Consider the following 22,138-nt stretch of genomic DNA (forward strand, 5'->3'; position numbering starts at 1 on the left):
GGTGCTATCTTATTTATTCATCTATGATAATTCGTACTCGCTTAGCTAGGTAGAACGAGTACTAGGACGATAGCCTAATAAGCTTACATCCAGTTAGCCGTGTTGTCCGGCGTGGCAGGATGATTTTCGTACCAGTGTTTAGCGATATCATCACGGCGGCATATCCATACATCAGGTTTACTGGTGATATATTGCAAAAATTGCTTTAGCGCTTTGATACGTCCTGCACGTCCAATAATGCGGCAATGCAAGCCGATGGTCAGCATTTTAGGGGTGTGTGCACCTTCTTCGTATAAGGTATCAAAGCTGTCTTTTAGGTATTGATAAAATGGCTCAGCATGGGTGAACCCCGGGCTAGAAGAAAAACGCATGTCATTGGTCTCTAGGCTATAAGGTATGACCAAGTGCGGTTTACGCGTAATCATATTGCCGTCTTGGACCTTTACATTGAGCCAATATGGTAACTCATCACCGTACGAGTCAGAGTCATAGATATAGCCGTCTTGCTCGGCAACCAGTTCACGAGTATTTGGACTATCACGTCCTGTATACCAACCGAGAGGTTGACCACCGAGCATACGTTTAAATATTTGGGTGGCACAGCGAATGTGTTCGCGCTCCGTCTCACGGTACATATCCTGATAAGTGATCCAGCGTAGACCATGACTGGCAATCTCATGACCGTCTTCTAATACACGCTCGATAATATGCGGTGTTTTTTCAGCAGCGGCGGCACAGGTAAACGTGGTGATAGGAATACCATAATCTTTAAAGACATCTAGCACACGCCATACACCGACACGGCTACCGTATTCGAATGCAGATTCAATAGACTGGTGACGGTTGTTAAATTCTGGTGTGCCTAAAATATCAGACAAAAAACGCTCTGATTGTCCATCGCCATGGATGACGCTGTTTTCTGCACCTTCTTCGATGTTTAATACAAATTGTACGGCGATTTTTGCGCCGCCTGGCCAGTTCGCTTTTGGTGGATTGCCAGCGTAGCCTTTTAGGTCGCGGGGATACGTACTGATATCAAAGTCACTGGTAATTTTTTTACTCATTATCTATATTCCTATATCTCTTAGAGCCTTAGATATTTATTAAAATATTGCTCGTAAAGGACAGTTATTTTTTATCACAAATTAAAGTGATGATGCATAGGCTACGAGCTGTTGGCGCTCGGCATCCGTCAACTGAGTAATATTACCAAGCGGCATGTAGCCAGTCTGTACCGCAGTGACGATTTTCGCTTTATGAATTTTTAAGTCTTCTGGTGTCTGCAAAATGATTCCTGCTGGGGGTGCGGCGAAGCCTTGCTGTGTTGGCTGCACCGCATGACAGGTGCTACAGCGCGTATGCACGACATTCATCATAGCGTCATCTGCTGACGCGCTCACGGGTACGGCTTCAGCAGTAGCTGCATCATTACTAATATTGTTATTAGCACTGTTATTAGCACTGTTATTAGCATTGCTATTAGCACTGTTATTAGCGCTAGTAACGGTATCAGTGCTTGAGTCAGTAGTCGTGCTTGTAGCTGTGGGGGTGCTATCAGTTGTCGTAGGTGCTACTGAGGCAGTAGCAGGCATTGCAGGCAATGGCTCAATCGGCTCAGGTCGCATCCAAATAATCAACAATACGGTTAATACGGCTGGAATGACCAAGTAGCGTGGTTTTTTATGACCTAAGTGCTTTTGGTTAAAGTAATGACGGGCAGTCGCGGTAATGATACCGACGAAGACCAATACCAACCAACCTTTCTCATGAGCATACATCATTGGGTAATGGTTGCTGATCATGGTAAAAATCAGCGGTAGGGTAAAATAGTTATTCATCAGTGAGCGATTTTTGGCTTGTAATGCTAATTCAGCCACTTCTTTACCTGGTTTTTCACCGCGCCGCACACAGTCAACGAGTGCGCGCTGAGCCGGCATAATACCGAAGAATACGTTACCTACCATCACCGTGCCCAAGATAGCACCGATATGTATAAATGAAGCGCGATCACTAAACAGCTGGTAAGAACCCCAACTCGCGATGACCAGTAAAATAAAAATCAGGGTACTAAAGATAAACGCGTTTTTACCCAAATGACTGCGCACGATAACTTCATAAATGAAGTAACTGCCAAACAAGAAAAGCAAGCTGGTGGCAATGGCACCGATACTAGTAAAAGGCACTTTACTTGGGTCAATTAGGTAGGCAGTTGCATTGGCATAATAGACGATAGACATCATCGCCGCACCTGTTAGCCAAGTGGTATAAGCTTCCCATTTAAACCAATGTAGCGTCTTTGGCATCTCTTCGGGTTCGAGTTTGTATTTGGCAATTTCATAAAACCCGCCGCCATGGACGGCCCAAAGATCACCCGAAATGCCTTTGTCTGTTTTCCACTGTGGTGGTTTGCGTAGGCTTAGATCTAGCCACACAAAATAAAACGATGCACCAATCCATGCTACCCCAGCGATAACATGAAACCAGCGGAAAAATAAACTCAACCATTCGAGAAGATAGGCGCCCATGTAATAAATGTCCTTTAATATGACAGTGTCTTATAAAATGTCTTGGTAATTTCTTTTGATAGTATTTCTTGAAAATTAAAAACAAAGCAGAGAGCTAAACAACACCAAAGCTACGATCCGCGATAAGTGCTATAACCGTGCGCACTAAGCAGAAGCGGCACGTGATAATGACTGGTATCGTTTACCACAAAGTCGATAACCACTTGCGGGTAAAATGCTGTCAGCTGCTGAGCATCAAAATAAGACTGAGTATCGAACGTTACGGTATAGCGTCCGGTATCTAGCTGACGTTCAGTACTATCGATGGCTGTATCAAATTGCCAAGCGTCTGGTGTGACACGGCCATCACTATTGGTTGTACCATGCGCTAGTAATGTGGCGGCACCGTTGTCTCGTATGCGGTGTAAGGTAACGGCGACATCAGCCGCAGGTTTGCCAAGATGAGTGTCTAAGATATGTGATGATAGGGTGGCAGACATGATGCTTCCTTTAAATTTATGAGAAATATAAATAGGGTGAAAATGCTAGTCTAACTCTGCGACTACTATTTGCTTGTCGAAGCATTACCTAGCAATTTAGTTAAACGTAGACGCGTAATTTTATTCTGTTCAGCGGCTGCGTTAGCTAGTTCAGTAGCACGATCGTTAGGCAAGCGCGCTAATAGCAGATCTAGCATTTGCTGCGCGCTTTTACCCGTTGCAAAGACAATAAAAATAAAGCCAAATTTATCGAGATAGTCGCGATTGCCTTTGGCAAGTGCTTCGAGCACCTCATCTGCTGCATCGTTAGCGCCTGATTGTTCGTGTGCAGCGCTACTTTGTGTGTTGCGGTATTTCTCTTTTAGAGATGCCACATTGCCGATTTGTGGATGCCCATCAAACGCTTCTAATAAGTTAGCCTCATCATTTTGTACTTTGTTCCAGATAGCGTCGCTACTTGTTAGCAGTGCGTCAACGTCTGCAAAAGGGCGGGCGTCTGCAAGCTTATAGGCCCAACTTCTACTGGTGCAGCAAGTTAATAGTTGGGCGATGGCGACTTCTTGTGATAGATCGTTGAATTGCGCTAAGGTTAAGCTCACGATGACATCCTTTTCTAATAGGGTAGCCCGCTATCTGTATCGGGCGATAAATGTTTGATAGAGGTTTATACCGTATGGTTATTTGCATAAACTTATAGGTATAAGCAGTAATCTTGATAAGTAGCGGTTGCTTCAGCTTTATGGATGATTTGATTAAGCTAGTCGCTACTAATTTGCTTAAAATCAAAAGACGATAATCGATGTGTTTGTAGTCAGAGCTTTGGCGCTTATATACGCTTTGCGTAATTTCAAGTTATAGTGAACTGACAATATGAAACAGATTTGCTAAGGAAACACTGATATTTTAGCCGTCCAAAACGTCTGGCAAGAGGTAATTAATGACGGCGTGATTGATTTACAGTTCCCATTTTGCTAAAACCTGACTAATTGGTCAACTGTTTTATGCGAAATATTTTTATTTAACAGGTTATGCTGATCAAATCTATGTGTTTATATAAGAATACACAGCAAAATATAGCGACTATTTTGTCGAACCTGTCTCTTAGAGTGAGATACCACTGCTATGACTCAAAACAATCAAAAGGAAGAAACCTCAGTGACTGATACGCCCTCGCACCGTAGCCAACAAGCCATTCGCGCACAGAATCAAGCGCTTATCTTAGCGGCAGCTGAAGAAGAGTTTGTGCTCCAAAGCTATCGCGGCGCTACGATGCAGGGTATTGCCGATAGAGCAGGCTTACCTAAAGCCAATGTTCACTACTACTTTAAAAATAAAAAGAATCTCTACATGGCAGTGCTGCGCTCGATCATTCAAGAATGGAATGAAGGCTTGGTAACCATGACAGTAGATAGCGACCCAAAAATAGTCATCGAAAAATTCGTCCGTACCAAGCTACATCAAGCCTTTATCAATCCAAGTCGTCATAAACTGTTTGCAATTGAAGTCATCGGCGGTGCACCGCATTTGCATGAATTTATGTCCACCACGATGAAGGAGTGGGTACACGATAAAGCACAGGTAATGAAAGAGTGGCACAAGCAAGGCAAAATTGGGATTACTGATCCTTTACAACTACTGATTTTGATTTGGGCGACTACCCAACGTTATGCTGAATTTGAAATTGAAATCGTTGGATTGATGGATAAGACCGCTTATGACGCAGCAGATGAAGCGCGTGCGGCAGACTTTCTGGTGCCTTTTATTTTAAAAGGCTGTGGCCTTGAATAATGACAAGGTACCTATTTGACAGGGTGCCTATTTAATAAGTCAGGTGCTTAATCAGCGAAGTGCACAGATTGTTTCTATTTTTCTGTGCACCTCGTTTACGGCGAAACACTTCGATATGTTCAGCCTTAGCTTGTGTTTAGCCTTAAGCGACTTCTTGCGTTGGTTCTAAACCGTCGTCAGCATGCTGTGCTTTAGTATCAAACTCGATGCCATAGTTTTTGGGTAAAATCATATCAAGGGTGATGGCCACAATCCCTGCCATCGTTACCGCTGAGCCAAAGATATTCTGAAAGAACTGCGGCGTTTGTGACAGTACGTCAGGGACAAAGGCGATACCCGTTGCCAGACCCAGTGAGGTGGCAATGATTAAGACATTACGATGCGTAAATTGCACGGTAGATAAGATGCGAATGCCAGCAGTCGCCACCGTCGCAAACATCAGTAGCGTGACACCGCCAACGACAGGCTTCGGTAATTGGGTAAAAATAGCACCAAGGACGGGGAATAGCCCCATCAGGCATAGAATGCCGCCCACATAGAAACCCACATAGCGACTGGCAATACCCGTCATCTGGATCACACCGTTGTTTTGGCTAAAGGTCGTCACGGGGAAGGTATTGAATACTGCCGCAATCAGAGAGTTAACACCATCTCCTAGTACGCCGCCTTTGATGCGTTTCTCATAGAGAGGACCTTTGATCGGTTCACCTGATATCATTGAGGTAGCCGTCAAATCGCCTGAAGTCTCAATACTGGTAATGATGTACATAAAGGCGATAGGAATAAAAGCCTGCCAATCAAAACCAAAGCCATATTTAAAAGGGATTGGCACCGTAAAAAAAGCCGCTTCAGAAACCAGTGAGAAATCGATACGTCCCATAAATACGGCCGCGATAAGGCCGAGCATCAAACCGATAAAGATGGCGCTTGAGCGAATGACTTTATTATTGATGATGCTAATCAGTACGACACTTGCCAGCACACCACCGCCCAAAAGCAAGTTCGGAATACTACCAAAATCTTCAGCACCAAACCCGCCCGCTAAGTCGGTCAGACCTACCTTGGTTAATGACAAACCAATCGTGACAATCACGCAGCCTGTAACAATAGGGCTCATAAAAGATTTGAGTTTGGTGATAAATTGACTCAAAAATATCTCAACAAATGCACCGAGAAATGAAACGCCAAAAATAACGGATAATATCTCTTCTGGACCACCGCCGCGGTTTTTTACCACAAATCCTGCTGTCAGTACCGCTGCCAAAAATCCAAAGCTGGTGCCTTGTAACGCCATGAGACCAGAGCCAACAGGACCTACTTTACGGGTCTGAATAAAGGTTGCGACGCCAGATACTATCAATGACATACTAAGAAGGTAGGGGATATGCTCTCCTAAACCTAATGTGCCACCTATGATAAGAGAGGGTGTGATGATACCTACAAACGCTGCAAGTACGTGCTGTATAGCACCTAAAAATGCTTTAATGGGGGTGGGACGGTCATGCAGTCTATACAGTAAATCGGTATTTGCTGGAACGTTTTCACTCATGGTGGTTTCCTCCTAAAATAACTGCTTAGCACCCGCTTAACTGTAGATATCAGACAATGTGGTAGATCACGAGATCAAAGTTTTAACCCAGTCTTTGACTTGTTTTTTATCGATGTACACAATAGGGGTACGCATCCGTCTGTAAGATAAGTAATAAAATTAACTAACATATATCGGCTAATATTTGAACAACCTGACCAATTAGTCAGGTCTATTTAGGGTATAGGTAAAATACAAGTCATTGCAATGTTTTTTTTGGTACTAGTGCGTTTACAGGTTTGTTACGAAGGAGGTAGGGTTAGGTAACATTGGAAAGTAGATTAAAGACGAGGGGTGCTGACCATTTAGAATATATAAGTACTAAGATTTATCGTTATTTCTATTCCTGTTTTTTAATCAAAAAAAGCCCCAACCATAACGACTATGATTGGGGCTTTTACCAGTTTGCTTAACAGTTGATATTTATTCCACTATAACCAAAATTGCTACTTTGGTGTACGACCAATTATTTTGGGCTTGATGACCATACGGGTGAGCGGATAACACCTTGTCCTGATTTACCAAACGCTTCGCCACCGTTGAGAGATTTGATGGTCAGTACGCCTTTGCCGCCTTGGGTCGATGCGTAGACCACGCGTTTGCCGTTTGGTGAGAAGCTTGGAGCTTCATCAATACCTGTATTGCCAAGATTGGTAGTGATAGCACCATTACTATTCATAATAGCCGCTGAGCGCCCACTCAAAAAGGCAATTTGTGTACCGTCACTGCTAAACTGCGGACTGGTTGCATAACCACCGTTTGACACTTTAGTCGTTTGTCCTGTGGCAAACTCGTAGCGATAAACTTGCGGCTTGTTAAAGCCAGTTTTATCACTGACAAAAACGAAAGATTTGCCGTCTGGTGCATAGCTTGGCTGTACTTCACTGCTTGGTAAATTAGTGAGTCTTCTAGGTGTACCGCCGCTGGCGCTCATTTCATAGATATCAGCGCTACCTTCAAAGCTACTAGAGAATAATATCTTGCTGCCATCAGGGGAGAATGAAGGGCTTAGGTTGCTACCTGAAAAAGGCGTCAGGGTAGTTGCGCTGCCGCCACTGACGTTTTGTACGTAGATGATAGGATATGATTTTTCACGCTGTACTGAGTAGGCGATACGATTGCCATCAGGCGACCATGCTGGTGAGAAGATAGAGCCCGCCACTTGAGTAATGGTTTTAGCATTTTCGCCATCCGCATCCATCACTTTGAGACGAGAGATCTTTTGCTTGCCAGTCCCTGTTTCTTCAATATAAGCAATGCGCCCTGAGAAGTCTCCTGGAATACCAGTGATCAGCTCGTATACTTTGTCTGCAATGACATGACCGGCATAACGCATACTTTCTCTATTGTTGTCAGCGGTTAGGCTTTGCTTGCCTTCTATCACGCGACCAGATTTGACATCGATGACTTCATAATCGGTGATTATTTTGCCACGATTGGTACGCGTACTGCCGACAACCAGATACGGTATGCCCATGCTTTGCCAAACAGGTAATGTACCTGTCAGCTCTTTACTACTGTGCGGCTGCTGCGGTAGATCTTGATTGGTTACTTTTAGCTCGGTTTTACTCAAATCATTTAATATAATTGGAGATAAGACAGAGTCGCCTGCAAACGATACAAACGCGACTTGGTTTTGCTGAACAGGAATTTCATAGTCCAATTCTAGTACAACAGGTGCAGCGAGCACGCTTTGCGATATCAGCAATGCTGAGGTACTGGCGAGTAATGAGACTAGTAATTTTTTTTGGGTACGCATGAGTAAATGGAGCTCCTAAAATTAGTATGATATTCATTTTTTATTTAATGAGACAAGCATCTAGATGAGGCAGCAACCTATGCGAGACAAGCCGCTTAACGTCACGTTACCAATATTATAAGGACCTAGCAACTGATTAATTGCTGCCTTTAAACTGTATGGTAAAAGTCGGGTATTTAGGGTCGTCAGCATCAATTGGGAGACTGCCTGTATTGAGTACTGCTTGTCTCGCCGCTTCGTTGACCGTGTTATCAGGTCCAGAGGCGGTCACATTGACCACATCGCCATTTGCATTGACAGTGATGGTCAGGGTTGCACGTTGGGTAGAACCTCGCGCGGCGGTAGGCGGTGTATAGTTGCGTTTGATTAAATTGATGATTTCACTGTTGCTAGCACCTCGACTGCCACTAGATGCAGAGCGACTGCTGCCTTTGGATGTGCTAGTAGTTGACGTATCTCCAGAAATCGTTGACTGTCCGTCTGACAGACTAAAGGTTCTACCTGCATTGCCAGAGCCATTGGTATCAATTTCTATATTGCGATCAGTAGCAGTAGGACGTTTTATCTTGGGTGGGTTGTTTTGCTTTTGACGAAATTCTCCAAGCCTCTTTTGCTCTTCAATTCTTTGCTCTCTTTTTTCTTGTTCAATTTGATCCAGCTCTTCCATCGCGGAATCGTCTAATTCAGACGCCCATTCAGCCATTTTGCGCTCATACTCTTGGTTTTGCTCTCGTAGGCGTTGATGCTGTTCTTCACTCATGAGCATAGGCTGACTGGCAGGCTCTTCAGATCGCGTAAATACAGGGACATGCTGGGATTTTGGTTGGCTTGGATTTTGAGCACTAACGCTACTGCCAGACACTTCTGCCTGGGCACTACTGGACGAATCGCTAGTGCTACTATCCATCTGCATCGCACTGGCTGCTGCACGGTTGGCCAATATTTGTCCTTGCATTTCAGCAAGTTGCTCAGGAGATACCATGACCGTTTCGATGCTACCAGCAGTCTCAACCTCAGTGGTTTGATAGTTATAGACCAGTATGCCAATGATAAGGCCATGCGCCAGCAAGCTTAGCAACGTCGGCAGAGTTAGTCCGTTGCTTTCTGGTTCGGTAGGTACATAGACGGCAGGAGCATTATGCATGGTAAGGATACTCATGAACGTGGTTTGTCAGATTGATTACTAGGATTGGCTATTATGATATGAGACATTTACTAAGAATCATTTATCGCTATAAAGAAGGCGTAGGTAGAGGTGCACCGGTCAGTAATCCAACTTTTTCGATACCTGCTTGCTGCAAGGTTGCCATGAGCGTCATAATGGCACCGTACTGATTGTTTTGATCAGCATTGATCATTACCTGTACTGGCTCAGCGTTACTATTATCGCTCTGAGACTGTAGGTTAGATAATGTATTAATCAGCTCAGGCTCACTTACAGGTACGTCGACATTGCTTTCATAGCTAATAAAAATATCACCCTTGTCAGTCAATGAGACAATCACCGGTAATTGGCTTTGACTCATGGTATTGGTTTGCTCTTTTGGCAAATCAACATCGACGCCTGTAATTAGCATCGGCGCTGTCACCATAAATATCACCAGTAGCACCAGCATGACATCAATGTAAGGAACGACGTTCATTTCTGCATTAAGGGCTTTTTTTTCACGGCCGTAGGGGTTTGGTTTCATAGCCCTTTCACCTGAGTGGTATTGGCACTTACTTGGGTTTCTCTCATAACAGGGCTTTGTACGCTGGTCTCACGCTGTAGCATGCCTGTCATTTCATCACAAAATAAGGCACGCGAGTCATATAATCGGCTCGATTTTGCTGTGAAGTGATTGTATGCCAATACTGCAGGGATAGCAGCAAACAAACCCATGGCTGTGGCAATTAGTGCTTCGGCGATACCAGGAGCGACAGAAGCGAGGGTAGCTTGCTCAGTTTGAGACAATCCCAAAAAGGCATTCATGATACCCCACACTGTACCGAACAATCCGATGTACGGAGCAACGGAGCCAATGCTGGCTAGCGTCGTCAGTCCTGACTCTAGCAATTGCTGTTGACGGCCTAGGCCGACGCGCAATTTGCGTTCAACACCATCGATAATGTCATCTTTAGGTTGACGTTTTTTGTGCATTCTCAGGTATTCTGAAAAGCCAACATAAAAAATCTGCTCAAGCCCTTGACGGTCAGGAGAACCCTGAATACCTTGATATAACTTGGCCAAGTCTTCGCCTGACCAAAACCAAGTCTCAAATTGTTGATCAAAGTTTTTGGCTGTACCAAGTCGCGCACTCATGCGAAAGATAATAACCCAGCTGAGTAAAGAGGCTAATAACAATAGTGCCATCACAATCTGCACCAATAGACTGGCTTGGGTAATAAGATCGACAATATTTAATGATTCAGGCATGTAATGGACTCACGAATAATTGATAACAGCTGGCTGGAATAGTGATATCCGAACCAGACAACCCCTAAACAAACACTATTTACTTTTTATTATTTAATACGCAGCAAGGTTTCTTCACTAAAATTTGTAACTGTGCTTAGAAAAATGCTGCAACAGTAAGTATCGCGATTTAGGTATCGGTATAATAACCCCCTAGTTTACTTCTAAATGAGAGAAAGGTCATTATTAATGTGTTAAACGACTATTTAGTTAGGCTGCTACTGATTAAGTCATTAGTTAGTTGGATAACATGAATAATGACATAGCAAACACTTATCACCTAAAACTCATGACTCAAATCGAATATTACCTTAATAACGAATAGAAAGTCGTTTTTCAAATAGCGTAGGGCAACATGACTGTATGTGGCTTTTCATATGGCTTTTCTGACCAATAGTCTTGAAGTCTTTCAAAATCGCATTTTGTACGAGATAGACATTATCAACGATTGAGTTTGTAAGATAACTGGTCTAATATGTTACGCTTTGTTACTACATTATTCTTATTGTGGCATCGTTATTTTTTCGCTGAGGTCATGTTTAATTTTAGGTAATGATGACTTTTTATTAGCCAGTCGGGGGCGACACTTATGAATGCAATTGAACGCTATTTTGGGATTAATGGTGAAAATACCACGATCAAAACAGAAATCATCGCTGGTATAACCACGTTCTTGACGATGGCCTATATTATCTTTGTTAACCCTAACGTCTTAGCCGATGCCGGTATGGATAAAGGGGCCGTATTTGTAGCAACCTGTATAGCAGCAGCGGTAGGTTGTTTCATCATGGGTATCTATGCCCGATTACCCGTCGCGCTCGCACCAGGTATGGGGCTTAATGCTTTCTTTACCTATGGTGTGGTTCTGGGTATGGGCTACGCATGGCAGACTGCGCTAGGTGCGGTATTCTTGTCTGGTTGTATCTTTGTACTACTGAGTCTATTTAAGATTCGTGAAGCAATTATTAATGCCATTCCAACGTCTCTCAAAAACGGCGTAGTCGCTGGTATTGGTGCGTTTTTGGCGTTTATTGCATTGCAAAGCGCAGGCATCATCGTTAATCATGATGCAACCTTAGTTGGTCTTGGGGACATGACATCATTTGGTCCTGTCATGGCTTCACTAGGTTTTGTTGTTATCATTGGCCTGTCTTATAAGAGAGTCCCAGGTGCGGTAACCATTGGTATTTTATTGGTTGCGTTGATTAGCTTATTAATGGGTTATACACAGTTTACAGGTATCCTTTCTTCACCGCCTTCTATTGCACCGACACTTATGCAGTTAGACATTGCTGGTGCATTTGATGTGGGCATGATCAGTGTGATTTTTGCTTTCTTATTTGTCGATTTGTTTGATACCGCTGGTACTTTGATTGCTACCACTAGCCAAGCAAAGCTAACGGACAAAGATGGCAATATCCCGAACATGGGTAAAGCACTACTCGCTGATTCAACAGCGACAGTAGCTGGTTCTTTACTGGGTACTTCATCGACGACCAGTTATATCGAGAGTATCTCTGGTATCGCCTCAGGTGGCCGTACGGGCCTGATGGCTGTTACGGTAGGTGTGTTATTCCTGTTCAGTATTTTCTTCTCGCCGCTAGCAGGTATGATTCCAGCTTATGCAACCGCTGGCGCTATCTTTTATGTAGCCGTACTCATGATGGGTACTCTAAAGGACATTAACTGGAGCGACTTAACAGAAGCAGCACCAGTGGTCGTCGTATTGCTATTCACACCGCTTACATACTCTATCGCTGACGGTATCGCGCTTGGTTTTATTACCTTTACGGCTGTAAAAGCAATTGCGGGCAAGTTTGCAGATATCAGTATCGCTGTCTGGATTTTGACTGCTATATTGTTGTTCAAGATTATTTTCTTATAATGCAATGCAAGGCGTTATAAGACATTAGATAGTGTCTTAAACAAGAAACCCTCCTTATCATTTGATGATAAGGAGGGTTTTTCTTTGTCAGTAAATAAGCCTATCGTCTTGATCTAAGCCCTGTATGCTCGATGCTAATGTTTGGTATTTTTGTTACTAGTGTTAAGCAGCGTGATGACAAACTATAGGCAATAGCAAACAAAAAAACGTAACCAAAGAGTCATAGTCAGTAAATTGCTTGTAAGTTATTGTTATTTAGATAGAAATTAATTATTTGAAAATGATTAATTTCGTTAGTTTGAAAAAAAAAATCGTGATATTATAGCCGAGTTAAGCGCATCACCTCAATCAACGCCGTAGAGGTTTTTCTTACAGTGAATTAGCATCATCAAAGATGACAGATTTGTAATTATTAGAGCGATTTTTCGGTTCAATAAGGCGATATTTGGTCATCACACTCCTTTCACTACTAACAAGAAGAAGGCACTAATGCCGCTTAGCTTTTCGTTGTTGCCTTTGTATTGTTAACGTAGCCCGTTTAACAGTCGAACGACCTACTTAACCGTCTCCAGCCTATGCTGGATTTTTAGTTTTGTGATGGCGCCGTTTGGTCTTTTGATTATTGCTGTGAATATCCGTCAATAACCACTATTTTTTGATAGCGGTTATGAGCAGTTATACAGGACGATCAGACTTCCTAAAGCACCATTTATTATGGTTTTTAAACGATAGTTATGGAGTTATTATGAACCCAGTAGACCAGTTTACCCCGCAAGAGCCGATCTTGTTTAATCCTGTTGATATGCTGTCGCCTGAGTATCTCGCCCAGTCAGCAGAAGAGCTAAATAAGCGTATCTCACCGCTATATAGCGCCGATGAAGAACGTTGGTTGTCTGAGTTATTGCCACTTGCCAAACCCAGTATAGAAGAACGCGATGCTGCTGCTGAGCAAACGCGCAAACTGGTCGAGCACGTGCGTAATGATGGTAAAGCCGTCAAGATGGTTGACTCATTATTGCTCGAGTATAGCCTTGATACCCAAGAAGGTATCTTGCTAATGAGCTTAGCAGAAGCCTTGATTCGTGTACCAGACAACTATACGGCTGATGCGTTGATTCATGACAAAATGAGTGTGGCTGACTGGAAAAAGCACATTAAAAATGACAATGGCTTTATGGTCAATGCCTCTACTTGGGGCATGATGATGACTGGTCGCGTTGTCAGTATTGACAGCAGCACCACTGCATCAGGTTTCTTGGATCGCATGACTAAGAAGATGGGTGAGCCTGTCATTCGTAGTGCGATGCAAAAAGCCATGCGTATCATGGGCCATCAGTTTGTATTGGGCGAGACCATCGAAGACGCCAATAAAAACAGCCAGCCATATCGTAATAGAGGCTATACCTATTCATTTGATATGTTAGGTGAAGCGGCCATCACGCATAAAGATGCGGAAAAATACTTCAATGACTATCTACATGCGATTAGAGCCACTGCTAACGTAAAAGTCAAAGAAGGCATGCCAAAGCCGTCAGTGTCTATCAAATTATCAGCACTGCATCCTCGCTATGAAGCCACGCAAGAAGCACAAGTAATGGGCTTATTGCGTCAGCGCTGCCTGCTATTGATTGAAGCGGCACGTGAAGTCAATGTCGATATCAGTATTGATGCTGAAGAAGCAGATCGTCTGGAGATTTCTCTCAAACTGTTTGAGTCTTTGTACCGTGATAATTTAACGGCGGACTGGGATGGTTTAGGTATCGTTGTACAAGGGTACTCTAAACGCGCTATCGCTGTATTAGCCTGGCTTGCTCGTTTGTCTACTGAAGTCGGTGATCGTATTCCAGTACGTCTAGTAAAAGGCGCTTACTGGGATACTGAGATCAAACTTGCTCAGCAAAAAGGTCTATCAGGCTATCCAGTTTGGACACGTAAAGAAGGTACGGATACTGCATATCTTGCTTGTGCGCGCTTCTTATTGTCAGACCATCTGCGCGGGCTAATCTGGCCACAGTTTGCGACGCATAATGCGCATACACTGTCATCAATCATGACCATGAGTGCACATAGAGAGTTTGAGTTCCAACGTCTGCACGGCATGGGCGATGCGCTTTACGATCATATTTTGCAAGCTTATGAGATTCCTGTACGTATCTATGCGCCAGTAGGTGCACATAAAGACTTGCTACCGTACTTGGTACGCCGCTTGCTTGAGAACGGTGCCAACAGCTCGTTTGTTCATCAGTTGCTAGACAAGTCTTACCCAATCGAAAAGCTAACGGTCCATCCATACGACAAGCTGCTTGGTAATGCAACATTGCACAATCCAGACATCCCGTTACCGTTAGAGATTTACGGTGAGCGTCGTGCAAGTTTTGGCCCTAATATCTTTGTAGAGTCACAATGGTTGCCGTTCAAATCAGCTATTGATAGCCATCTACACAAAACATGGTCAGCAACCTCTATCATTAATGGTAAAGCTGTTGATACCTATGAAGTAGATGGTCAAACGAATCAACTTGATACGCAGACTGTACTTGCGCCTTGGAACCACGAAGTTAGTGCTGGTAAAGTAACTTATGCCAACGCTGAAGTGGCTCGCCAAGCGATTGACGTTGCTGTTGCTGGTCAAGAGGTATGGAAAAATGTACCAGCTGCTAAGCGTGCTGAGATATTACGTAAGATTGCTGAGCTATACGAAGAAAACTACGCTGAGCTAATGGCACTATGCCAAGTTGAAGCGGGCAAAACCATGCAAGATGGCATCGATGAAATCAAAGAAGCCGTTGATTTCTGTCGTTTCTATGCTGACGAAGCAGAGCGCCTAGATGATGTCGTGCATGAATTTACAGACTTGGCTGGTAAGCAGTCTCGTCAAGTGTATAAAGCACGCGGTACTTTTGTCTGTATCAGTCCATGGAACTTCCCATTGGCTATCTATACGGGACAGATTGTAGCTGCACTTGCTGCAGGTAACACCGTAGTAGCGAAACCTGCTGAACAAACCAGTTTGGTAGCTCATTTTGGTGCCCAGTTGATGTATCAAGCGGGTATACCAGCCGAAGCATTGCAATTGGTCATTGGTGCAGGCGACGTAGGTGGTGCTTTGACGGCTGCTGATAATATCGCAGGTGTGATATTTACAGGTTCGACTCAAACAGCCCAACGTATCAACCAAAGCTTAAATGACCATGCACAAACCAGTGGCGAATTGCCTGTCTTTATCGCTGAGACTGGCGGTCAAAACGCAATGATCGTTGACTCAACAGCATTGCCAGAGCAAGTCGTTAGAGATGCGGTACTATCAGCATTTGGTTCAGCAGGTCAGCGTTGTTCAGCTTGTCGCATATTGTGTGTACAGGAAGAAATGGCGGATGACTTAATCGAGCTATTGCAAGGTAATATGGCTGAGCTGTCTGTAGGTAATCCTCTATATGCTGCCACAGATGTAGGTCCAGTAATTGATGCGGATGCTAAGCATGGTTTAGAGGCGCATATCGAACGTATGGGTGCTGAGCCGACTGCTACTATTTTGGCACAGACGCCGATGAGCTCAAGCTCAGTCGTCAGTCAAGAGAAGTCTACTTTTGTATTGCCAACCGCAATCGAAGTGAAAAGCATCGATGTGATCGGTGGTGAGCACTTTGGCCCAATTCTACACGTACTGCGCTATCAAGCACGTGATTTGAATAAGCTGATTGATGCCATTAACAACACAGGCTTTGGTTTGACGTTAGGTATTCATAGCCGTATCGAAAATACTGTTGAGCACATTGAGCGCCGTGCCTTTGTCGGCAACACTTACATCAACCGTAACCAAATCGGCGCGGTCGTAAACGTACAGCCATTCGGTGGTTGTGGTCTATCAGGTACTGGTCCTAAAGCTGGTGGCCCGCACTATGTCGCACGTCTCATGCAACTTAGCTCAGAAACAGTCAACGCTGAACAGTCAGCTGCTCATATGACAGCGACCGAAACCCAAACTACCACTCAAACAGAACTCGCATAAGGAGTAGCAACATGGCGACTGAATTCAAAAAAAATCATGCCCAGGTTTGTGAATCTTGGCGATTACTCGGCGCAGTGAATCGCGCAACGTATCTACAAGCAGCCATTCCAAAACTGGCATTGCTTACTGGTGATGCCAATAAAGCAAAGCGTTTATTCAACCATTTGTTGAGCGCTGCGCCTAGCTTGGATGAGATGCATCGTATGACAGGGGCAACAGGCGAGTCCAATGACTTGTATGTGACTGGTCGTGGTAAGACGATGGTCATCGGTGGCGAAACTGCTAGAGCCATGGCAGTATTAGGTCAGCTTATCGCGGCACTCCTAACAGGTAATGAAGTTATATTGCACTGCCCAAGCCAAGATGAGATGTGTAATGAAGCTGCTAAGATACTGCACGACACAGGTATCAGCGAAGATGTATTGAGTGTGGCTAACGATTCGCAAACAGTCACGCTTTTATATATCGATCGTCTAGCACAAGTGGCTGTCTCTGGTAGCCGCAGCGAAGTGCAAGCCATCAGTCAAGAGCTTGCCAATACTGACGGTATTTTGACGCAGGTTATTAGTGTTACTGATATGGAAGGCTTGTCAGAAATGCTAACGCCTGATTACCTACATCGTTTTGTCACTGAGCGAGTCAAGACTATCAATACCACAGCAATCGGTGGTAACGCGAGCTTGCTTGAGCTTGGTACAGAGTAGAGTCAATGCAGTAATTACGAATCCGCTTAGTTTTTATATCAACTTTTATAAAGGCTAAGCGGTGTTTGGTAGCGCTATAACTACCAAACCAGTGATTGCATAAGATGTATAAGAAAAAACCGCTATCTGAGTAATTATCAGATAGCGGTTTTTTTATTTATGCTGTTTAACTGAAGCCTGATGACAGGATGTTATTTAGCAATATCAACCCATACCCAACCGTTTTCTAGCCATTCGCTCAAATCATCTGCATCAACATCGGTGACGTCGCTATGTTGTAATGCTTCACCATTGGCCAAGCGTACTAGTACTGCTATCGCCGATTCATCAAGCCCATCGATGCGTTGACCATTGGCATACAGCACGGTGCCATCAGTGGTCTGGCTATAGAGTAGGCGGTTGCTATAGTCCGCCTGCAATGTGGCCCCTTCTGATAGGGCCTGTATTAGCTCATCGGTATCTAACGTCTCTTCTGGCATCAACGCATCATATTGGCGTTTACTAACCACTTCAGAAACTGCTTGGCGAATCATATCATCACCGCGATCAGATTGTAGCATTTCTAGCAATTGCGCCTTGATAGCGGCAATACTATCTGCTTGCAATTCACCTGACGCTTGTAGTGCTTGCGGTAGTAGCATCGGGATAAACAGCTTGCTGTCGTTAGTCGCAATATCGGCCACACTATCGATGATTTGCATCAGGTTTGGACGGCGGCAACCAAATGAAAAAGTCAGACAGTCATCTTGTGCTACACCGAAATGTGATAATTTAGGCGGTACATAAAGCACATCACCCGCTTCTAGTATCTCATCAAAAATAAGCTCACCCATGTCGTCGAACAAGCGTAAAGGCTCATCAGAAACAAACTCTGTCTGGTCATCACAAAACTTGCCCAACTGCCAACGTCTAGAGCCATAGCCTTGTGCCAAAAATACATCGTAGTCGTCATAATGCTTACCAACCGAACCACCTGCTGGTGCGTAAGATACCATGATATCGTCACGCTGCCATTGCGGAATAAAGTCAAATACTTGCCACAACTGACCAAGTTCTGGTGACCATTGTTCAAGATTTTGTACCAATACGGTCCATTGCTCTGGTAGGTTTTCAAAATCAGTCTCACTCAGTGGGCTTTTTTTGAGTTGCCACTGTGCCTGACCTTCTTTTTTACTGGCTGCTTGTGTCAGCAGTCTTGCACTAGCATCTTCTTCAAGTGCAAGACCAATCATGTCATCTGGCTCAAACATATCAACTAGCTGCGGCAACCCTTGCTTAATAAGCAGTGGCTTCTTTTGCCAATATTCAGTCAGGAATTGCTCAGGCGTGATAGAGTCGGGTAAACAAAGAGGGATAGAAGTCATTGATAAATCCATATTTTGGCGGTGTACAAGATTAATAATAAGGGATGCTTTATAGGAAGGTTTTAATAGTTTAAGATTGTCATCTATTTGATGTCTATTATTTTGGTGACGTTTATATAGTACATATAAGCAATAACGATTATCAAAATAATAGCTGTTAGCAGAGCACCCACTCAATCGTAGGAACGTTATGAAAAAGCTGCATTTTGTTGTCATCATCGCTAGCGTATTTTTGCTACAGGCCTGTGTCCATAAAATTGTCACAGTACCCGCAAAAATCGCTTATAAAACTACCAAAGGCGTGGTCAAAGGAACCGTTGCTGTGGGTAAAGCTATCATACCGGGCGACAGTGATGACGATGATGATAAAAAATAAAACCTTACTTATCGACTATGGGTTTTGAATCAAAAGCAATCGAATCAAAACCAGTCATAGTATTCAAAGTAAGGTTACTGTTTATTTAGACAATAGCTATCAAGATAGGAGCGAGTAAATAATACTAGGCGCTCCTACCTTTCTAGTCCGATCTTATTATCAGTATGCTCTTATTAGTTATTAAAGCTTGGCAATCCATTCTTTAATAGCGCGTGCTTGCTCAGTGGCATTACCAATATAAGTGGCCGGTGTCATGTCACGTAGACGTGCTTTATCAGCGTCGCTCACGGCAGACAACTCATCACTTTCGACAAACGTTAGCATGGCTTCGCGAGTCATGGCGTTACCACGGGTCAATGCTTTAAGCTTTTCATATGGGTTTTCCACACGGTAGCGACGCATTACGGTCTGAATTGGCTCAGCCAATACTTCTTGTGCATTGTTTAAGTCGTCATTCAAACGCTGTGCATTCAATTCAAGTTTACCAACGCCTTTTAAACAAGCATCAAAAGCGATCATGCTTTGTGCCAGACCAACACCGATATTACGCAATACGGTAGAATCTGACAAATCACGCTGCATACGTGAGATAGGCAGTTTTTCGCCCAAATGTGCCAACATCGCATTTGCAACGCCCAAGTTACCTTCTGAGTTTTCAAAGTCAATCGGGTTGACTTTATGCGGCATGGTAGAAGAACCCACTTCGCCGTCTTTTAGACGCTGTTTGAAATAGCCTAAGCTGATATATTGCCAAATATCACGGTTAAAATCGATCAAGATTGTGTTGAAGCGCTTAACAGCATCAAACAACTCAGCGATATAATCATGTGGCTCAATCTGAGTGGTGTAAGGGTTAAAGGTTAGCTCAAGACGCTCACCGATGAAGGTTTCAGCATGTGATTGCCAGTCTACATCAGGATAGGCTGAAAAATGAGCGTTATAGTTACCAACCGCGCCATTAATTTTACCCAATAGCTCAACCTGACCGATTTGTTTGATTTGGCGGGCGAGACGATAGGCCACGTTTGCCATTTCTTTACCAAGGGTCGTTGGGCTGGCTGTCTGACCATGTGTGCGTGATAACATAGGCTGCTCGGCGTGAGTAATGGCCAAATCAACGATACTATCGGTCACTTGCTGCATTTTAGCAACCACAATCTCGCGGCTGTCTTTGAGCATCAAGGCATATGACAAGTTGTTGATATCTTCACTGGTACAAGCAAAGTGAATGAACTCTAGCGAATCAATGAGTGCGTCCTGACCACGGAATTTGTTTTTGATGAAGTATTCAACCGCTTTTACATCATGATTGGTCGTCGCTTCGATGTCCTTGATAGCTTGGGCATCGGCTTCACTAAAGTCATCAACGATGCTATCCAAAAACGCATTGGTATCTTTATCAAATGCTGCAAGCTCACCAATCGCGTCATTGTCAGCCAATGACTGTAACCAGCGAACTTCAACGGTCACACGAGCTTTAATCAAACCAAATTCAGACAAATAAGGACGTAAGCTGTCAGCCTTTGATGCGTAACGGCCATCAATTGGAGAGAGAGCGGTAAGTGGGGTCATGGTTATGCCTCAGTAGTTATGAAATAAAAAACTGCAAGAGTCTAGATAAAAAATTACCATATAATAAACGACGTAGAAATCGTTGCGCGTAATATAGCAGAAATATGATATTAAAAAAGCGGTCTATGCAAATAAAGCGATGTTGACGCTCGTTAAAATCAATCTATTCACTGCATCCACATCTGTGCTTTAAGTTGGGTCTTAGGAATCAATTAAAATCCGCAAGGTGCATCGATAGATTCAATCACGCCGCCACCCAGACATACTTCATCAATATAAAATACCGCTGACTGACCAGGAGTGACGGCGCGCTGTGGCTCATCAAATACCACACGCACTTTGCTGCCATCAGCATTGATCGCAAATACGCGACACGCTTGGTCTGGCTGGCGATAGCGAGACTTTTCCATACAGGCTAGACCTTCGTCGCTAAACACATCCGCAGGTGGTAAACCGTCGATCCAATCGAGCTTATAGGCTTTTAGCTCGTTGCTCATTAGCATGGGATGTTCATGCCCTTGACCGACGATTAACCTGTTTTTCTCTAAGTCTTTTGCCAATACAAACCATGGTTCTTCAGGACGGTCTTTAACGCCACCAATGCCGATGCCGCCGCGTTGACCCAATGTGTAATACATGAGGCCATCATGAGTACCGATGACTTTATTATCATCAGTAAGTATCTCGCCTTTTTGTGCAGGCAGATATTGCTGTAAAAAGTCTTTAAAACGGCGCTCACCAATAAAGCAAATACCTGTAGAGTCTTTCTTTTTAGCCGTCGCTAGGTCATGCTCTTCAGCAATCTGACGTACCACTGGCTTTTCAAGCTCGCCGACTGGGAATAGCGTTTTGGCGATTTTGTCACCGCCAACCGCATGCAAGAAATAGCTTTGGTCTTTATTATTATCAAGTCCGCGCAATAACTGTGCAACCTCGTCACCTTCGGCATTGGTATAGTTCACACTGCGGCGCGTATAGTGACCAGTAGCGATATAATCTGCCCCAAGGGTCAACGCATAGTCCAAAAACGCCTTAAACTTAATTTCTTTATTGCACAAAATATCAGGGTTTGGAGTGCGGCCTGCTTTATATTCCGCCAAAAAGTGCTCGAATACGCGATCCCAGTATTCCATAGCAAAGTTAGCCGTATGCAGCTTCATACCGATTTTGTCACATACGGCTTGCGCGTCTGCTAGATCATCCATCGCCGTACAGTATTCGGTGCCGTCATCTTCTTCCCAGTTCTTCATAAACAAGCCTTCGACCTTGAAGCCTGCCTGCTGAAGTAACACGGCTGATACAGAAGAATCGACCCCGCCTGACATACCGACGATTACATGCTTGGTGCTAGGATTTTCGACATCAGCAAGTGTTAAAGGGCGATGAGCATTAAAAGACTCAGAAACGGTTGTGCTTGAGGTATTTTGTATGGCTGACATAAAACGGCTCAACTATTTATACGTTATCCAAAGTACATATTGACGATAAGTGTTATGTAATCACTACAAGACGTAGTCTCAGCATAACAACGTCAGCTTGTCTTTTGGATCTGGTATTATGATAAAATAAACGTCATATTATACCAGTTAATTGAAACTGGTGGCGACCGATGGTGTCTGGCTACTAGTAAAACC

The 22,138-nt window shown here is 43.9% G+C and carries 17 protein-coding genes; 5 read left to right on the forward strand and 12 right to left on the reverse strand.

The genetic code is table 11. From position 1 onward, the window contains the following. Positions 1-83 precede the first annotated feature (83 nt). The 4 genes from puuE to uraD form a co-directional block, all read right to left on the reverse strand. Positions 84-1,064, reverse strand: coding sequence for an allantoinase PuuE (gene puuE, locus DXK30_RS06625; RefSeq protein WP_114701022.1), 981 nt, complete (start codon positions 1,062-1,064; stop codon positions 84-86). An 81-nt stretch (positions 1,065-1,145) separates the two neighbouring features. Beyond that, positions 1,146-2,525: a urate hydroxylase PuuD gene (locus DXK30_RS06630; RefSeq protein ID WP_114701023.1), complete on the reverse strand. Its 1,380-nt coding sequence runs from the start codon at positions 2,523-2,525 to the stop codon at positions 1,146-1,148. 110 nt (positions 2,526-2,635) lie between these two features. Next, entirely contained in the window at positions 2,636-3,004 is a 369-nt protein-coding gene (gene uraH, locus DXK30_RS06635; RefSeq protein WP_114701024.1) for a hydroxyisourate hydrolase, read from the reverse strand. Between the two features lie 65 nt (positions 3,005-3,069). Then, positions 3,070-3,603 (reverse strand): 2-oxo-4-hydroxy-4-carboxy-5-ureidoimidazoline decarboxylase, encoded by a 534-nt coding sequence (gene uraD / locus DXK30_RS06640; protein WP_114701025.1) that lies wholly within the window; start codon positions 3,601-3,603, stop codon positions 3,070-3,072. Positions 3,604-4,126: 523 nt separating this feature from the next. On the opposite strand from uraD, the gene DXK30_RS06645 reads away from it, so the two are divergent. After that, positions 4,127-4,792, forward strand: coding sequence for a TetR family transcriptional regulator C-terminal domain-containing protein (locus DXK30_RS06645; RefSeq protein ID WP_114701026.1), 666 nt, complete (start codon positions 4,127-4,129; stop codon positions 4,790-4,792). Between the two features lie 142 nt (positions 4,793-4,934). On the opposite strand, the gene DXK30_RS06650 is transcribed toward DXK30_RS06645, so the two are convergent. The 5 genes from DXK30_RS06650 to tolQ all read right to left on the reverse strand — a co-directional run bounded on the left by DXK30_RS06650 (position 4,935) and on the right by tolQ (position 10,555). After that, a complete protein-coding gene (locus DXK30_RS06650; RefSeq protein WP_114701027.1) occupies positions 4,935-6,341 on the reverse strand; it encodes a nucleobase:cation symporter-2 family protein in 1,407 nt (468 codons plus the stop codon). A gap of 505 nt (positions 6,342-6,846) precedes the next feature. Beyond that, the gene (locus tag DXK30_RS06655; RefSeq protein WP_114701028.1) at positions 6,847-8,139 is read right to left on the reverse strand and encodes a PD40 domain-containing protein; all 1,293 of its coding nucleotides are present in this window, start codon (positions 8,137-8,139) and stop codon (positions 6,847-6,849) included. A 136-nt stretch (positions 8,140-8,275) separates the two neighbouring features. Further along, complete coding sequence (locus DXK30_RS06660) at positions 8,276-9,283, reverse strand: cell envelope integrity protein TolA (RefSeq protein WP_114701127.1); 1,008 nt, start codon at positions 9,281-9,283, stop codon at positions 8,276-8,278. Between the two features lie 88 nt (positions 9,284-9,371). Further along, a complete protein-coding gene (gene tolR / locus DXK30_RS06665) occupies positions 9,372-9,830 on the reverse strand; it encodes a protein TolR (protein WP_101204804.1) in 459 nt (152 codons plus the stop codon). After that, positions 9,827-10,555 (reverse strand): protein TolQ, encoded by a 729-nt coding sequence (gene tolQ / locus DXK30_RS06670; protein ID WP_114701029.1) that lies wholly within the window; start codon positions 10,553-10,555, stop codon positions 9,827-9,829. Before tolQ ends, tolR begins: the two co-directional genes overlap by 4 nt. A gap of 628 nt (positions 10,556-11,183) precedes the next feature. Here tolQ and DXK30_RS06675 point away from each other — a divergent pair. The 3 genes from DXK30_RS06675 (at position 11,184) to DXK30_RS06685 (ending at position 17,192) form a co-directional block, all read left to right on the forward strand. Then, positions 11,184-12,479, forward strand: a complete 1,296-nt coding sequence (locus tag DXK30_RS06675; protein ID WP_114701030.1) for an NCS2 family permease — start codon at positions 11,184-11,186, stop codon at positions 12,477-12,479. A 745-nt stretch (positions 12,480-13,224) separates the two neighbouring features. Beyond that, positions 13,225-16,488 carry a bifunctional proline dehydrogenase/L-glutamate gamma-semialdehyde dehydrogenase PutA gene (gene putA / locus DXK30_RS06680; protein WP_114701031.1) on the forward strand — a complete coding sequence of 1,088 codons (3,264 nt, stop codon included), beginning with the start codon at positions 13,225-13,227 and terminating at the stop codon, positions 16,486-16,488. Between the two features lie 11 nt (positions 16,489-16,499). Next, a complete protein-coding gene (locus DXK30_RS06685) occupies positions 16,500-17,192 on the forward strand; it encodes a 1-pyrroline-5-carboxylate dehydrogenase (protein ID WP_101204808.1) in 693 nt (230 codons plus the stop codon). 191 nt (positions 17,193-17,383) lie between these two features. Here DXK30_RS06685 and DXK30_RS06690 read toward each other — a convergent pair whose 3' ends face one another. Then, on the reverse strand, positions 17,384-18,556 hold the full coding sequence (locus tag DXK30_RS06690) for a cupin domain-containing protein (protein WP_114701032.1): 1,173 nt from the start codon (positions 18,554-18,556) through the stop codon (positions 17,384-17,386). A 190-nt stretch (positions 18,557-18,746) separates the two neighbouring features. On the opposite strand from DXK30_RS06690, the gene DXK30_RS06695 reads away from it, so the two are divergent. Then, a complete protein-coding gene (locus DXK30_RS06695; RefSeq protein WP_057759633.1) occupies positions 18,747-18,932 on the forward strand; it encodes an NF038104 family lipoprotein in 186 nt (61 codons plus the stop codon). Between the two features lie 180 nt (positions 18,933-19,112). Here DXK30_RS06695 and purB read toward each other — a convergent pair whose 3' ends face one another. Continuing rightward, positions 19,113-20,504, reverse strand: a complete 1,392-nt coding sequence (gene purB, locus DXK30_RS06700; RefSeq protein ID WP_114701033.1) for an adenylosuccinate lyase — start codon at positions 20,502-20,504, stop codon at positions 19,113-19,115. 212 nt (positions 20,505-20,716) lie between these two features. Next, positions 20,717-21,829 carry a tRNA 2-thiouridine(34) synthase MnmA gene (gene mnmA / locus DXK30_RS06705; RefSeq protein ID WP_240314088.1) on the reverse strand — a complete coding sequence of 371 codons (1,113 nt, stop codon included), beginning with the start codon at positions 21,827-21,829 and terminating at the stop codon, positions 20,717-20,719. Between the last annotated feature and the right edge of the window lie 309 nt (positions 21,830-22,138).

Source organism: Psychrobacter proteolyticus (genome assembly GCF_003350005.1).
GTDB lineage: Bacteria > Pseudomonadota > Gammaproteobacteria > Pseudomonadales > Moraxellaceae > Psychrobacter > Psychrobacter proteolyticus.